Origin of the sequence: Dyella sp. 2RAB6 (assembly GCF_052115385.1) — a bacterium.
In the GTDB taxonomy this organism is placed as follows: domain Bacteria; phylum Pseudomonadota; class Gammaproteobacteria; order Xanthomonadales; family Rhodanobacteraceae; genus Dyella_D.
Map to the genome: position 1 here is coordinate 280,172 of NZ_JBFRGP010000001.1, position 14,594 is coordinate 294,765.

Sequence of the window (14,594 nt, forward strand, 5' to 3'; positions counted from 1 at the left end):
TATGCGCGAAACATCCGGCGTAGGTTGGGGTGAGCCTACGGCGAACCCCAACATTCGCACGGCCGAGGCGCAGTCGCATTGTTGGGGTTCGCCGTAGGCTCACCCCAACCTACGCCGCGATGCGGCTTTCTTCGTGGCTGCCTTTTTGGCGGGCGCCTTTTTCTTCTCGGGCTCCGCCGGCGTCTTGTCCTTGTACTGGCACAGATCGCGGATCACGCACTGCGGACAATCCGGTTTGCGCGCCTTGCATACATAGCGGCCGTGCAGGATCAGCCAGTGATGCGCGTCCTGCTTGAACTCCGGCGGCACCGCTTTTTCCAGCTTGTCCTCCACTGCCCGCACATCCTTGCCCGGCGCCAGTCCGGTGCGGTTGGCGACGCGGAAGATATGCGTGTCCACCGCGATGGTCGGATGGCCGAACGCGGTATTGAGCACCACGTTGGCGGTCTTGCGGCCCACGCCCGGCAGCGCTTCCAGCGCTTCGCGCGTCGCCGGCACTTCGCCGTCGTACTGCTCGACCAGGATCCGGCACAGCGCGATCACGTTCTTGGCCTTGGCATTGAACAGGCCGATGGTGCTGATATAGCGCTTGAGCGCTTCCTCGCCGAGATCGAGGATCGCCTGCGGCGTGTTCGCCACCGGATACAGCTTGCGCGTGGCCTTGTTCACGCCCACGTCGGTGGCCTGCGCCGACAGCACCACCGCCACCAGCAGCTCGAACGGCGTGCTGTAGTCCAACTCGGTGGTGGGGTGCGGGTCCAGTTCGCGCAGGCGGGAGAACAGCTCGACGACGTCGGCTCGCTTCACGGTTTGGGTTCCTGTTGCCTGGCCTTGGCGCGGGCCAGCGCGGCCAGCACCGGGTTGTCGCTCACCGTCGCACCCAGTTGCGCCTTGCGCGCGGCCAGCTCGGCGGCCTGCCTGTCGCGCTCGCGCATGAGGCGCGCTTCGCGGCGCTGGAAATGCGTGCGCGCCTGATCGGCATGTGCCGGATCTTCCACCTGGGTCAGCGGCATCGGTTCCAGCACGATGCAGTCGACCGGACAAGCCGGCACGCACAGCTCGCAGCCGGTGCAGTCGTCCGCGATCACCGTATGCATCGCCTTCGCCGCCCCCACGATCGCATCCACCGGACAGACCTGGATGCACTTGGTGCAGCCGATGCAATCCGCCTCGACGATGCGCGCCAGCGTGCGCGGTTTTTCCACGCCGTTCTCAGGGTTCAGCGGCAGCGCTTCGCGTCCGAGCAGATCCGCCAGTTTGCGGATGCCGGCCGCGCCGCCGGGCGGACATTGATTGATCGGCGCTTCGCCGCTGGCGATCGCCTCCGCGTAAGGGCGGCAGCCGTGGTAGCCGCATTGCTCGCATTGGGTCTGCGGGAGCAGGGTGTCGATGCGGTCGGCGAGGGTGCTCATGGCGATAGCTTGAACGAAGCGGAAGAATGGGAATGAGGCATTCCCGTTCTTCCGCTGGACCTCAGCGAACCGTCGCCCCGGGCTTCGCACCCTGGTCCGCATCCAGCAGGAACAGATCGTCGCCGCCGTCGCCGGCGGACAGGATCATCCCTTCGGACAGGCCAAAGCGCATCTTGCGCGGAGCCAGGTTGGCGATGAACACCACGTTGCGGCCGAGCAGCTTTTCCGGCTCGCCGTAGGCGGCGCGGATGCCGGAGAAGATCTGGCGCGTGCCCAGCGGGCCGGCGTCCAGTTCGAAGCGCAGCAGCTTGTCCGAGCCGTCGACGAATGCGCAGGCGGTGACCTTGCCGATGCGCAGGTCGAGCCGGGCGAAGTCGTCGATGCCGATGATTGCCGCAGCGGTGTCGGTGGTGCCGGTGTCGCTCATGGTCTTGCCGTTGTCCTTCTTGGTTTCGTTCTTGATCGCCTTGGCGGGCTTCGCCACCGGCTCGGGCGGGGCCAGCGAGTCGCGCGAAGCTTCCACCATCGCCTCGATCAGCTTGGTGTCGATGCGGCCGAGCAGCGGCTCGAACGCATGGATGGTGTGGTTGTGCAGTTCGGCGCGCGCGTCGTCGAAGCCGGTGACCGGCGCGTCGAGGAAGCGCTCGGCCTTTTCCACCGTGGCCGGCAGGATCGGCTTGAGCAGGCCGGCGAGCAGGCGGAACGCGGCGATCGCGAACGAGCACACCTCGTGCAGCTCCTGCTTGCGCGTGCTGTCCTTGGCGATGTTCCACGGCGCCTTGGCCGCGATATGGCCGTTCACCAGGTCGGCGATCTGCACGAACTTGCGCGTGACTTCGGCGAACTCGCCTTCGCGGTACAGCGCCGGCACTTCGTCGTAGTGCGACATCAGCTCGCGCCACAGCTCCGCCTCGACCTTGCCGAAGGCAGGCGCCAGGCGCCCGTCGAAGAACTTCTGCACGAAGCCGGCGGTGCGGCTGGCGATGTTCACCCACTTGCCGACCAGGTGCGAATTGACGCGCTCCTCGAACGACTTCAGGTCCAGGTCCACGTCCACCGGCGTGTCGCCCAGCAGGGAGGCGAAGTAGTAGCGCAGGAATTCCGGGTGCAGGCCGACGTCCAGATAGGTGCGCGCCTGGATGAAGGTGCCGCGCGACTTGGACATCTTCGCGCCATTCACCATCAGATAGCCGTTGACGTGCAGCGCCGTCGGCGTGCGGAAGCCCGCGCCCTTGAGCATGGCCGGCCAGAATAGGCCGTGGAAGTTGATGATGTCCTTGCCGATGAAGTGGTGCATTTCGGCGCGGCTGTCCGGCGCGAGGAAGTCCTCGAAGCGCGTGCCGGTCTTCGCGCACAGCGCCTGGAAGCTGGCCAGGTAGCCGACTGGCGCATCCAGCCACACGTAGAAGAACTTGCCCGGCGCGTCGGGAATCGGAAAGCCGAAGTAGGGCGCATCGCGCGAGATGTCCCAGTCCTTCAGGCCGCCGTCCAGCCATTCGCGCAGCTTGGCCACCACGCCGCTGTTGGCCACCGGCGCGCCATCGGTCAGCTTGCCGGCGAACCAGTCGCGCAGCAGCGGCTCGAACTTGCTCAGTTCGAAGAAGTAATGCTCCGAGTCGCGCAGCACCGGCGTGGCGCCGGACATCACCGAGTAGGGATTGATCAGGTCGGTGGGCGCATAGGTGGCGCCGCAGTTCTCGCAGTTGTCGCCGTACTGGTCCGGCGTGCCGCACACCGGGCAGGTGCCCTTGATGTAGCGGTCCGGCAGGAACATGGTTTTTTCCGGATCGAACAGCTGCTGGATCGTGCGGCGCGCGATATAGCCGCCGTCGCGCAGGCGCGTGTAGATCAGCGAGGCCAGCTCGCGGTTCTCGTCCGAATGGGTGGAGTGGTAATGGTCGAAGGCCACGCCGAAGGCGGCGAAGTCCGCCTCGTGGCTGAGCTGCACGCCTTCGATAAAGGTCTCCGGCGCCACCCCGGCCTTCTCCGCCGCCAGCATGATCGGCGTGCCATGCGCGTCGTCCGCGCATACGTAGAACACTTCGTCGCCCTGCATGCGCTGCGCCCGCACCCAGATGTCGGCCTGGATGTAGCCCACCATGTGGCCCAGGTGCAGCGGACCGTTGGCGTAGGGCAGGGCGTTGGTGACGAGGAGTCGGCGGGACATGGCTGCTCGGCTGATGAATGGATCGAGGATTATGGCACGCGGGCGGTGGCCTCAGGCCGCGCGCCGCGGCGCGCCAGCCATACGGCAAACGCGGCCAGGGCGCAGGGCAGCCACACCCACTTCAGTTCGGAGCCGAGCACCACCAGGCCGCGTGCGCTGAAGAAGCGCGCGCCGATCGGCGACACCGCGATCGGGCGCCAGGGAAAGAACAGGCGCTCGCTGGAGAACGGCCAGGCCAGCGCCACGCCGAGGCCGCCGTCGGTCAGCGCATCCAGCAGCGGATGCGAGAGGGCGGCGAGGCCGACGAACAGGAAGGTGCGCCATGGCGTGCTGCGCAAGGGGCGATAGGCGAGTGCGGCCACCATGCCAAGCGCGAGCGCCATGCCGATCGAATGCGTGGCGCCGCGGTGGCCGAAGGTGTCGGCGTAGGCGACGCCGAATTTGAAGGCGAGCACGTCGGCGTCGGGGAGCATCGCGGCGATGGCGCCGGCGGCGAGCAGGCGCGGCGATATCGCGCGTTTGCCGGCGGCGGCGCCGAGCAGGAGGGGGACGGCGGCGTGGGTGAGGATGGTGGGCATGGGGTCGTCCTTGGAGATGCCTTGCGAAAGAGCTCGTCATTCCGGCGCAGGCCGGACGAGCACGTAGCGCGAAGAACGCCCGCAGGGCGGCCCCGGAGGGGCGAGCGGAGCGAGTCATCCAGTAGCGGCGAGGATTGATGGTCGCGAGGCGTTCCAGATGCCGCTTTTGGGGCTTTTCGCGACAACCGGGCAATGACGCTACTGGATTCCGGCCTACGCCGGAATGACGGCCGCTGTGTAGGCGGGCGTCGTCCATGATTTGCTTGTTTATGCACGATTGTATACATTCATGCCCATTGTTGAATCCGGGCAGCAAGGCATGAAAGCAAGCAACGAAGGCGTCTTGAGCGGCCGCGCATCCCTGGGCCGCGCCACGCTGTCCACCCGCCTGATCTTCCTGGTCTCCGGCATCGGCATGTCGGCCTGGGCGCCGATGGTGCCGTACGCGAAATCGCGCCTCGGCCTGGACGACGCCCAGCTCGGCCTGATCCTGCTGGTGTTCGGTGGCGGCTCGATGGCGTCGATGCCGTTCGTGGGCTGGCTGACCCATCGCTACGGCAACCGCCGCGTGATCGTCGCCTCCGGCCTGCTGCTGTGCCTGGCGCTGCCGGCGCTTGCCCTGGCGCCGAGCGCCATCGCGCTCACCGCGGCGCTGGCGTATTTCGGCGTGATGCTCGGCGTGGTCGACGTGGCCATGAACGCGCATGCGGTGGATGTCGAGAAGCTCGACGGTCGCGTGCTGATGTCCGGCTTCCACGGCCTGTTCAGTGTCGGCGGCCTCACCGGCGCGGCACTGATGAGCGCGCTGCTCGCCACCGGCTTGCCGCTGGTGTGGTGCGCGACGGTGCTGGCCGCCTTGCTCGCCGCGCTGGTGTTCTCCCTGCGCAGCGGTTTGCTGCCCGGCGCCAGCGATGCGGAAGGCCATGCGGCGTTCGGCATCCCGCGCGGGGTGGTGCTGCTGCTGGGCCTGCTGTGCTTCGTCAGCTTCATGGCGGAAGGCTCGATGCTGGACTGGAGCGCAGTGTTCCTGCGTGACTTCCGCGGCTTCGCGGCCAGCTCGGCCGGCATCGGCTACGCCTGCTTCTCCATCGCCATGGCACTGGGCCGCCTCACCGGCGACCGGCTGGTGCAGCGCGTGGGCACGGTGTGGACGGTGCGCGCCGGCGCGGCGATCGCCGCCGCCGGTTTCGCCCTGGTGTCGAGCCTGCCGTGGGCGCCGGCGTCGCTGCTCGGCTTCGTGCTGATCGGCCTGGGCGCATCCAATATCGTGCCGGTGATGTTCAGCGCCGCGGGCCGTTTGCCGGGCACTTCGCCGGCGGTCGCGCTGGCGGCAGTGACCATGCTTGGCTATATCGGCCTGCTCAGCGGGCCGGCCTTGATCGGCTTTCTTTCGAAGATCAGCAGCCTGCCCATGGCGATGGCCACGGTGGCGGGGTTGCTGCTGGTGGTGTCCGCCTCGGCGCGGATCGTGCGGCGATGAGCGGGAGCGGCGCAATGATCGATACGGTGGTGTTCGACCTCGGCGGCGTGCTGGTCGACTGGAATCCGCGTTACCTGTATCGCCAGCTGTTCGATGACGAAGCGGCGATGGAGCATTTCCTCACCCAGGTGTGCACGGGGCCGTGGAACGAGCAGCAGGATGCGGGACGGCCGTGGAGCGAAGCGATTGCCGAGCTGTGCGCGAAGTTCCCGCAGCAGGCGCCGCTGATCGTCGCGTTCCGCGAGCGCTGGGAAGAAATGCTGGCCGGCCCGATCGCCGGCAGCGTGGAACTGCTGGCCGAACTGAAGGCGCGCGGCGTGCGCCTCTACGCGCTGACCAACTGGTCGCACGAAACCTTCCCGCGCGCGCTGGAGCTGTACGGCTTCCTGCATGACTTCGAAGGCATCGTGGTGTCGGGCGAGGAGCGCCTGATCAAGCCCGATCCGCGCATCTATCAGCGCCTGTTCGAACGCTACGGCATCGAACCGTCGCGCAGCATCTATATCGACGATGCGCGCCGCAACGTGGATGCGGCCGCTGCGCTGGGCATGCATGCGTGGTGGTTCCAGGGTGCGGAAGGCCTGCGCACCTGGCTGGCTTCGCACGGCCTGGTCGAGGCGAGGGCCACCGCATGAGCCGCAGCATCGCGCACGAAAGCTTTCCCGCCGAGGCGTTGCCGCAGGAGCGCCAGCAATGGATCCTGCAACGGCTGCGCAGCCGCGGCCGCGTGGTTGCCGCGGAGCTGGCGGCGGAGTTCCAGGTATCGGAGGACTCGATCCGCCGCGACTTGCGCGAGCTGGCCGCGCAAGGCTTGTGCAAGCGCGTCTACGGCGGCGCGCTGCCGTTGACGGTGACGGTGCAGCCGCTGAAGCAGCGGCGCGCCGAGCATGCGGGCCGCAAGCAGGCGCTGGCGCGCAAGGCGGCGACGCTGGTGCGGCAGGGGCAGATCCTGCTGATCGATGCCGGTTCCACCAATACCGCCATCGCCGCGGCGCTGCCGGAACGCAGCGGGTTGACCGTAGTGACCAATGCGCCCGACGTGGCGCTGGCGCTGATGGATCGCGAGGGTTTCGAGATCCTGCTGGTCGGCGGCCGGGTCGATCCGCGCATCGGCGGTGCGGTAGGTGCGCAGGCGGTGAAGTCGCTGCAGGGTATTCGCGCGGACCTGTGTTTTCCCGGCGCCTGCGCGCTGGACCTGGACGGCGGCCTGTGGGGTTTCGACAGCGAGGAAGTGCTGTTCAAGCGCACCATGGTCGAGTGCAGCGGCGAGACCGCGGTGGTGGTCACCAGCGACAAGCTCGGCAGCGTGGCCACGCACCGCGTGGCGGAGCTGGGCGAGGTGCAGCACCTGGTGGTCGAGCACGAGGTCGACAAGGCGACGCGGGCGGCCTATGCCGCGCGCGGCGTGAGCGTGCATCGCGCGGACGCCGCGGCGGACTGACAAAAAAAGCCCCGCCATCGGCGGGGCTTTCTGTTCGAGCGACCGGCTGCCGCTTATTCCTGGCGTTCCCACACCTGGCTGCGTCCGATCAGCGAGAAGCCGATATAGCCGTGCACGTCCAGCTTGGCGCCGTTCTCCAGCATCTTCAGCTTGACCTTGTAGGTCTTGCCGTTCTTGGGATCGAGGATCTTGCCGCCGTCCCATTCGTCGCCGTCCTGCTTGACGCCCCACAGGATCACCATGCCCTCGATCGGCTGGTCCTTGCGCGCGCCATCGCACTCCACGCACTTGGGGTTCGGGCCGTGGTCGGACGCCAGCACCTGCAGCACCTTGCCCTGCAGCTCGCCGTTGACCTCGGTGATCTGCACGATCGACTTCGGCTGGTGGGTCTTGTCGTCGATGGTCTTCCAGGTGCCCACTGGCGTGTTGCTGGCGGCAAGGGCGGCGCCGGCGGCGAACAGCAGGCCGGCGGCAGTGGCGAGGCGGATCAAAGGCTTCATGCAGTCCCTCCCATACGAAACGGTATGGACGGAGCCTGACGAGGCCCCGGCTGGCCGTCAAGCTGCAATGCGCAAGCTCGGCGGCGCCGCCGCGGCTGGCATAATGGGCCTTCTCTCCCGCTGCAAATCTCTTTCATGACGCAGGCAAGCGAAGCCCTGGTACGCCGCATCCTCGGCGACACGATCGACTCCCACACCGGCGCGCCGCTCGCCGACAGCCTGCGCGCCGTAGGCGTGGATGGCGCGCGCGTCTCGGTCGACCTGCAGCTCGGCTATCCGGCCGCCGGCGCGGTCGACGCGATCGCCGCGATGGCCCGGCAGGCGCTGGAGGCGGACCCCGCCATCGACGCCGCCGCGGTGTCGGTGAGCAGCCGCATCTATGCGCACAAGGTGCAGGGCACGCTGGCGCCGCAGCCCAACGTGAAGAACATCATCGTGGTCGCCTCGGGCAAGGGCGGGGTGGGCAAGTCCACCGTCGCGGCCAACCTCGCGCTGGCGCTGGCCGCCGAAGGCGCCAAGGTCGGCGTGCTCGATGCCGACATCTACGGCCCCAGCCAGCCGCGCATGCTCGGCATCAGCGGCAAGCCGGAGTCGCCGGACGGCAAGACCATCACGCCGCTGCAGGCGCATGGCCTGCAGGCGATGTCGATCGGCTTCCTGATCGAGGAAGAGACGCCGATGATCTGGCGCGGCCCGATGGTCACCCAGGCCATGATGCAGATGCTCAACGATTCGCGCTGGGAGCAGCTCGACTACCTGGTGGTCGACCTGCCGCCCGGCACCGGCGACATCCAGCTCACGCTGTCGCAGAAGGTGCCGGTGGCCGGCGCGGTGATCGTCACCACGCCGCAGGACATCGCCCTGCTGGATGCGCGCAAGGCGCTGAAGATGTTCGAGAAGGTCGAAGTGCCGGTGCTCGGCGTGGTGGAGAACATGGCCACCCACGTGTGCACCAGCTGCGGGCACGAGGAACATATCTTCGGCGAGGGCGGCGGGGCGCGCATGGCCGAGCAGTACCACATCGCCTATCTGGGCTCGCTGCCGCTGGATATCCGCATCCGCGAGCAGGCCGACGGCGGCACGCCGACGGTGGCGGCGATCCCCGATTCCGACCTCGCCGCACGCTACCGCGAGATCGCCCGCAATACCGCCGGCCGCTTGTCGCGCCAGCCGCGCAACAAATCGCTGGGCCTGGGCAAGATCATCGTGCAGGGCACGCCGCCGGCATGATGAGCCACGGCGCAGGTTGGGGTGAGCGCAGCGAACCCCAACAAAGCAAGCGGTGGCATTGAGCTTGCGCATCCTCTGTCTCAGCGGCAGCCTCCGCGGCGTCTCCGCCAACACCGCCTTGCTGCGCGCATGCCGTGCACTGGCGCCGCAGGCATGGGAGCTGACGCTGTTCGAACGGATGGGTGAACTGCCTTTGTTCAATCCGGACCTGGATATCGAGCCGCTGCCGCCGGCGGTGCAGGCGCTGCGCGCGGTGATCGGGTCGAGCGATGCGATCGTGATCGCCTGTCCCGAATACGCGCACGGCGTGCCCGGGCCGTTCAAGAACCTGCTCGACTGGCTGGTTTCCAGCCTGGAATTCCCGGACAAGCCGGTGGCCCAATGGAACGCCTCGGGGCGCGGTTCGCATCACGCGCAGGAGGCGTTGCGCGAGATCCTGGTCACCATGTCGGCGCGCATGCTGGACGAGGCGGCGGCGTCGTTCCCCTTGCCGGGCGCGGGCTGTTCGGTGGAATCCCTGCTCGGCGACGCCGCTCATGTCGAACGCATCCGCGCCGCGCTGTCTCGTCTCGCCGTTGCGCTGACCCCATAAAGAAAACGGGCGCCTCGCGGCGCCCGTTTCACCTCAGGCTCAGCCCTCAGCCGCCGGCCTTCTTCTGCCGATGGATCGCGCGGCTGTCGCGGTTCTCCGTGTGCTGGATATGGCGCTGCTCGCCGCGGCTCACATGGCCGTTGGCGCCGGCGTTGTGCTCCTCGTGGTCGACGTGCGCCTCGCGGCCCTGCAGGTGCGCCACTTGCTTGTCGTTGAGCGAGCCGCTGCGCACGCCCTGGTCGATGCGCTGCTCCTGGTTGACGTTGCGCTGCACGTCGGCGGCCATGCGGCGCGAGGAGGCGGAGTTGGGGTTCTGCGTCCTGCCGTTGTGCGTGTCGCGGTAGACGTCGTGACTTTGCACGTTTTCGGCATGCTGGATCTGCGCCTGCTCCTGGCTGGTCAGCGGACCCTTTTTCAGGTCGCGCTGCTCCATCCGGTCGACATGCGCCTGGCCCTGTTCCAGCTGCGAGGTTTCGCGGGTGGTCAGCTGGCCGTCCTTGACGCCGTTCTCGATGCGCTGCTGCTGGTTGACGTTGCGCTGCACGTCCTGATTGACCGGCGCCTCCTGCGCATGGGCGGCGGCGCCGAAGGCGGCAGCGATGAAACCGGCGAGCGCGAGACGGCGGAAGCTGATGCGGTGCTGCATGGGTGTTCTCCTCTTTGGAATGGTGGAACTGCGTGACCCGGTGCCTGCGGAGAACGGGGGCTGGCGGGGCGTGTTGACGGGCAAAGGCGGGGCGGATTTAGCCGCCGCTCAGCCTGGCGTTCGATTGGTCTTTCCTTAAAGTTTCCATGGATCAGTGACTTGCATTGTATGGCTTGCGCCTGGCTGACGATAATCGGGCTCAAGCGAGGCGTCGGGCGCGGGTGTTGCCGCGACCGGTGGCAGCATGGCCTGCCCATGCTTGCGACTGGCGGGACCCAGGGCGATCCGCTATGTTTTTCCGCTTTCCGCCCAGCGCCCCACGCGGGGACGGACATCTGATCGCAACGGGAGCCTGAGTGAGCATCAAATCCGACAAGTGGATCCGGCGCATGGCCGAACAGCACGGCATGATCGAGCCGTACGAGCCGGGCCAGGTCAAGCTCCGCGACGGCAACAAGCTGGTCTCCTACGGCACCTCCAGCTACGGCTACGACGTGCGCTGCGCACGCGAGTTCAAGATCTTCACCAATATCAACTCCACCATCGTCGACCCGAAGGCGTTCGACCCGAACAGCTTCGTCGACGTGGAAGCGGACGTGTGCATCATCCCGCCGAACTCGTTCGCGCTGGCGCGCACGGTGGAGTACTTCCGCATCCCGCGCAGCGTGCTGACCATCTGCCTGGGCAAGAGCACCTACGCGCGCTGCGGCATCATCGTCAACGTGACGCCGCTGGAGCCGGAGTGGGAAGGCCACGTCACGCTGGAGTTCTCCAACACCACGCCGCTGCCGGCCAAGATCTATGCCAATGAGGGCGTGGCGCAGATGCTGTTTCTCGAATCCGACGAGGAGTGCGAGACCAGCTATCGCGACCGCGGCGGCAAGTACCAGGGCCAGCTCGGCGTCACGCTGCCGCGCACCTGATTCGCAGGAATTCGCGCGAGTCGGCAGCTGAACGGCTGTCGTCCCGCGCCGGTGCAGGCCAGGGGGCCGGCGCTACACTCACTTCGTTGTCTTCACCTGAATTGAATTGCCGGAGATGCACATGATTCGTCTATCCACGCTACTCAGCCGCAGCGCTGCCGCCGTCCTGCTGGGCAGCATGCTGGTCCTGGCCGGTTGCCATCGCGGCGCCACCAAGGACGAGGCCATCAAGACGGCCCAGATGCAGGGCCAGTTCGACGCCACCGTCGAGGCCTACAAGAGCGGCCAGTTCGTGGTCGACGGTGCGGTGCTCTCGGCCCTGGATACCGGCAGCCACTTCGCCTATCTGAAGGACCAGGGCAAGCTGCCCAAGACCGTGCTGCTGACCCCCAGCGACGAGTCGAAGGTGCGCAAGGCGCATCTGGAATTCATGGCGCGCATGCAGCTGGACTACGGTTTCGCCGTGTACTACGACGACGGCGGCACGCTGAAGAAGATCAACCCGGTCGAGACCAAGGCGCGCGCCCTCGAGGACTACCACGCCCCGGTCAAGATGAACGACGAACTGAAGGGCAAGGAAGCGAGCGGCGGCGGCTACGATCCCTCGCAGCGCTAAGCTCGCTTCGTTCCAGCAAGAAGCCCGCGAGCGATCGCGGGCTTTTTTGTGTTCGGACGGTGCCGCACCGTTGGGGTTCGCCGGTGGCTCACCCCAACCTACGTCAGGGCGTTTTGCAGGTTGGCGATGAGTTGAGCCAGCGCTTCGGGTGCATACGCCTGCGCCGCGCCGCTGCCCCACACCGGCCCCGGCCACGCCGCGTCGCCTTCGCGGCGCGCCACCACGTGCACGTGCAACTGCCGCACGATATTGCCTAGCGCACCGAGGTTGAGCTTGTCGCAGGGCACGCAGGCGCGCAGCGCGGCGGCGGCGCGATTCACTTCCGCCCACAGCGCGTGCTGCTCGGCTTCCGCCAGATCGGCGATCTCCACCAGCTCCGGCCGGCGCGGCACCAGCACCAGCCAGGCGAAGCGCGCGTCGTTCATCAGCAGCACCTCGCACAGCGGCAGGCTGGCGAGGTGGCGGGTATCGGCGGCGAGGCGGCCGTCCAGCGCGAAGGTCGCGCTCATGCGCCGGCCAGCTCGTGCGCGAAGAAGCCCATGCTGCGGTCCCACGCCAGCAGCGCGCTCGGCTGGTGGTATTGCGCGCCGATATCGCGGTTGAACGCGTGGTCGGCCGGGTAGGTGTAGATCTCCATCTGCGGCAGCTTCTCGCGATGCCTGGCCACCATCTCCGGCGGGATGCTCTTGTCCAGTTCGCCGAAATGAAACATCACCGGCGCTTGCAGCGGCTGCTCGAGAAAGGGCAGGTTGCGCGAGCCGTAATAGCTCACCGACGGCAGCCCCAGCCGGATCGCCGCGAGCAGCGCCACCGTGCCGCCCCAGCAGAAGCCGAGCGCGCCGATCTTGCCCGCCGAGGCGATCGATTCCGCCGCGCTGCCCACTGCCTCGACCGCGCGGTCCATGCCCAGCTCCGTCACCAGCGCCTTGCCGCGCGCCATGGTCTCGCTGTCGTAGTCCATCTCCACGCCGCTCTCCAGGTAGTCGAAGCACTGCGGCGCCACCGCGACATAGCCCGCCGCGGCCAGGCGGTCGGCGATGCTGCGGATATGCGCGTTCACACCGAAGATTTCCTGGATCACCACGATGCCGCCCTTGGCTTGGCCTTCGGGTTTGGCCAGGTAGGCGCCGATGCACTGGGTGCCGGAGGTCGGAAGGTTGATGTGCTGGCCCATGGCGGCGTGCTCGCGGCGGCAAAGCCACGAGTTTAGGCGGGTTGGGAGCGGCTGTGCATTTATGAGAGGCTAGCGCGGCTTACCGACCAGGCGGCTTACTGACCAGGATGTTTCGATGAACGGCGATCCCGTACAAACCCAGCTGCTGCGCCTGTTCGAGCGCCACGACGTGGAACTCGAAGAGGACGAGGAGTGGCTGGTCACCGATGGCGATTTTCCCGCCGTGCGCGCCACCTGGCACGAGGGCGCGGAAGCTGCGCCGGGCCGGCTGGACGTCGACGTGGTGATCAGCGAAGAGCGCCAGATCGAGGAAAGCTTTGCCGGCCACGGCCGTGGTGACGCAGGCCTGCGCGATGCGCTGAACGCGTTCGAACGCAATGCCTTCTACGTACTGCTGGCGGCGTGCTGGTACGTCACCGACGACCGGCGCATGCAATTGCACAGCTGGGATCTGAGCATGCGCAGCTGGGACGTATTCGTCGGCCCGCTGGCCTTCAGCCGCGACGACGTGCTTGCTCCGGAGGGCTTGCTGCCGGGCCTGCAGGATGCCCTGCGCAACGAATCCCTGAGCGGCGAATTGCACTGGATCCGCCTGTTCTATCGTCGTGCCGACGATGGCTCAGTGCTGGCCGAGGCCTTGCTGGACAACCAGCCATGGCCGGGCGGCGATCGCCTGCTGGGCCAGCTGGCGTGGCCGTGGAGTGGGCTGGGCTATAGCGCGCGCTGTTTTATTGCGCTGGATATTCGCGATTATTGAAGCTTGGCGGCCGCCGGCTTGTAGCGTGGCGACGCGGGGCGGAAACCATCTTTGAAGTGTCGGGGGGCACGATGGTCGAGACAGCGACAGGTCTTGGGATCGAGGAGTTGCACACGTATTGGGCTTGCCAGTGCGCCCCGGGCTCGGTTGCGCCGCTGCCGCAGGATGTGGTCAAGACCTTGCTGGCCGGCCTGCGCCTCAATGTGCTGGAAACCCTGCGCTATCTGCACCAGCACAAGCCGGGCTTTGCACAGTTCGAAGCGTGGGTGTGGGAGCGCCATGGCGGCGAACTGAAAGAAGCCGCGCTGAATCGCCTGCGGCGCGCACTGGCCGGTGAGGCGGTCGGCGCGGAAGTCGGCGACCTCGATGACGTCGAAGGCTTGAGCGCCGACGACCTCGCGCACTGGGACGAGCACGGCTACGTCATCCTGCGCAACGCCATCGCCCCGGAAGCGGCGGAAACCACCGAGCGGGCCATCTACGATTTTCTCGGGATGGAGCGCGACGACCCGGAGTCCTGGTATCGCGCATCGCTGGGCCATTCCATCTGGGTGCCGCTGCTGCATCACCCGGCAGTGGTGGCCAATCGTCTCGCGCCACGGATTCACAAGGCTCACGCGCAACTGTGGGGGCGCGAAGATCTTTGGGTCACCATCGACCAGGTCGGATTCAATCCGCCCGAGCGCCAGCACTGGCCGTTTCCCGGACCGCATCTGCACTGGGACTCCACCCTCGCCGAGCCGCACTGCCTTGAATTGCAGGGCATCCTGTATCTGGCCGACGTGGCCGCGGACCAGGGCGCCTTCAGCTGCGTGCCGGGCTTTCATCGCGAGCTGAAGCAATGGCTGAAAAGCGTTCCGGCGGGCGTGAACCCGAACGACCATGCGCGCCGCAGCCTGACCATGCAGCCGATCGCCGCCGGGCGCGGCGACATGGTGATCTGGCATCACCTGCTGCCGCATGGCAGCAGCCCGAACCGGGCGCAGCGGCCGCGCGTCGTCCAATACATGTCGCTGCGGCCGACGCGCTTTGCCTATACCGAGGAATGGAAGTCCTGAGCGGGGCCGGGCACCCGTCC

At 67.3% G+C, this 14,594-nt stretch carries 17 protein-coding genes; 9 read left to right on the forward strand and 8 right to left on the reverse strand.

The features are described from left to right. Window positions 1-99 precede the first annotated feature (99 nt). From nth to AB4083_RS01395, 4 genes are all read right to left on the reverse strand, one after another. A complete protein-coding gene (nth, locus tag AB4083_RS01380; protein WP_441605961.1) occupies window positions 100-807 on the reverse strand; it encodes an endonuclease III in 708 nt (235 codons plus the stop codon). After that, window positions 804-1,412 carry an RnfABCDGE type electron transport complex subunit B gene (locus tag AB4083_RS01385; protein WP_441605962.1) on the reverse strand — a complete coding sequence of 203 codons (609 nt, stop codon included), beginning with the start codon at window positions 1,410-1,412 and terminating at the stop codon, window positions 804-806. Before AB4083_RS01385 ends, nth begins: the two co-directional genes overlap by 4 nt. Before the next feature lie 61 nt (window positions 1,413-1,473). Next, window positions 1,474-3,579 carry a methionine--tRNA ligase gene (metG, locus tag AB4083_RS01390; RefSeq protein ID WP_441605963.1) on the reverse strand — a complete coding sequence of 702 codons (2,106 nt, stop codon included), beginning with the start codon at window positions 3,577-3,579 and terminating at the stop codon, window positions 1,474-1,476. 29 nt (window positions 3,580-3,608) lie between these two features. After that, a complete protein-coding gene (locus AB4083_RS01395) occupies window positions 3,609-4,157 on the reverse strand; it encodes a metal-dependent hydrolase (RefSeq protein ID WP_441605964.1) in 549 nt (182 codons plus the stop codon). A gap of 319 nt (window positions 4,158-4,476) precedes the next feature. Between AB4083_RS01395 and AB4083_RS01400 the strand changes: the two genes are divergently transcribed. Genes AB4083_RS01400 through AB4083_RS01410 form a run of 3 tightly spaced genes read left to right on the forward strand, consistent with a single transcriptional unit; the run spans window position 4,477 to window position 7,078 of the window. After that, entirely contained in the window at window positions 4,477-5,637 is a 1,161-nt protein-coding gene (locus tag AB4083_RS01400; RefSeq protein ID WP_441605965.1) for an MFS transporter, read from the forward strand. 14 nt (window positions 5,638-5,651) lie between these two features. Further along, on the forward strand, window positions 5,652-6,272 hold the full coding sequence (locus AB4083_RS01405; protein WP_441605966.1) for an HAD family hydrolase: 621 nt from the start codon (window positions 5,652-5,654) through the stop codon (window positions 6,270-6,272). Beyond that, a complete protein-coding gene (locus AB4083_RS01410) occupies window positions 6,269-7,078 on the forward strand; it encodes a DeoR/GlpR family DNA-binding transcription regulator (protein WP_441605967.1) in 810 nt (269 codons plus the stop codon). Before AB4083_RS01405 ends, AB4083_RS01410 begins: the two co-directional genes overlap by 4 nt. Before the next feature lie 53 nt (window positions 7,079-7,131). Here AB4083_RS01410 and AB4083_RS01415 read toward each other — a convergent pair whose 3' ends face one another. Further along, the gene (locus AB4083_RS01415; RefSeq protein WP_441605968.1) at window positions 7,132-7,578 is read right to left on the reverse strand and encodes a DUF2147 domain-containing protein; all 447 of its coding nucleotides are present in this window, start codon (window positions 7,576-7,578) and stop codon (window positions 7,132-7,134) included. Window positions 7,579-7,713: 135 nt separating this feature from the next. Here AB4083_RS01415 and apbC point away from each other — a divergent pair, with 135 nt between their 5' ends. Next, window positions 7,714-8,808, forward strand: a complete 1,095-nt coding sequence (gene apbC / locus AB4083_RS01420) for an iron-sulfur cluster carrier protein ApbC (RefSeq protein WP_441605969.1) — start codon at window positions 7,714-7,716, stop codon at window positions 8,806-8,808. A gap of 64 nt (window positions 8,809-8,872) precedes the next feature. Further along, window positions 8,873-9,400: an NADPH-dependent FMN reductase gene (locus AB4083_RS01425; protein ID WP_441605970.1), complete on the forward strand. Its 528-nt coding sequence runs from the start codon at window positions 8,873-8,875 to the stop codon at window positions 9,398-9,400. Window positions 9,401-9,446: 46 nt separating this feature from the next. On the opposite strand, the gene AB4083_RS01430 is transcribed toward AB4083_RS01425, so the two are convergent. Then, window positions 9,447-10,046, reverse strand: coding sequence for a hypothetical protein (locus AB4083_RS01430; RefSeq protein WP_441605971.1), 600 nt, complete (start codon window positions 10,044-10,046; stop codon window positions 9,447-9,449). A 356-nt stretch (window positions 10,047-10,402) separates the two neighbouring features. Between AB4083_RS01430 and dcd the strand changes: the two genes are divergently transcribed. After that, entirely contained in the window at window positions 10,403-10,969 is a 567-nt protein-coding gene (gene dcd / locus AB4083_RS01435; protein ID WP_441605972.1) for a dCTP deaminase, read from the forward strand. A gap of 121 nt (window positions 10,970-11,090) precedes the next feature. Beyond that, window positions 11,091-11,585, forward strand: coding sequence for a hypothetical protein (locus tag AB4083_RS01440; protein WP_167255827.1), 495 nt, complete (start codon window positions 11,091-11,093; stop codon window positions 11,583-11,585). A gap of 98 nt (window positions 11,586-11,683) precedes the next feature. Here AB4083_RS01440 and AB4083_RS01445 read toward each other — a convergent pair whose 3' ends face one another. Together AB4083_RS01445 and AB4083_RS01450 are read right to left on the reverse strand one after the other, a co-directional pair. Continuing rightward, complete coding sequence (locus tag AB4083_RS01445; protein ID WP_441605973.1) at window positions 11,684-12,094, reverse strand: HIT family protein; 411 nt, start codon at window positions 12,092-12,094, stop codon at window positions 11,684-11,686. After that, window positions 12,091-12,759, reverse strand: a complete 669-nt coding sequence (locus tag AB4083_RS01450; RefSeq protein ID WP_441605975.1) for a dienelactone hydrolase family protein — start codon at window positions 12,757-12,759, stop codon at window positions 12,091-12,093. Before AB4083_RS01450 ends, AB4083_RS01445 begins: the two co-directional genes overlap by 4 nt. 115 nt (window positions 12,760-12,874) lie before the next feature. Here AB4083_RS01450 and AB4083_RS01455 point away from each other — a divergent pair, with 115 nt between their 5' ends. Beyond that, window positions 12,875-13,516: a DUF6348 family protein gene (locus tag AB4083_RS01455; RefSeq protein ID WP_441605976.1), complete on the forward strand. Its 642-nt coding sequence runs from the start codon at window positions 12,875-12,877 to the stop codon at window positions 13,514-13,516. Next, window positions 13,513-14,574, forward strand: coding sequence for a phytanoyl-CoA dioxygenase family protein (locus AB4083_RS01460; RefSeq protein WP_441605977.1), 1,062 nt, complete (start codon window positions 13,513-13,515; stop codon window positions 14,572-14,574). The genes AB4083_RS01455 and AB4083_RS01460 overlap by 4 nt, the downstream gene beginning before the upstream one ends. Window positions 14,575-14,594: the final 20 nt, after the last annotated feature.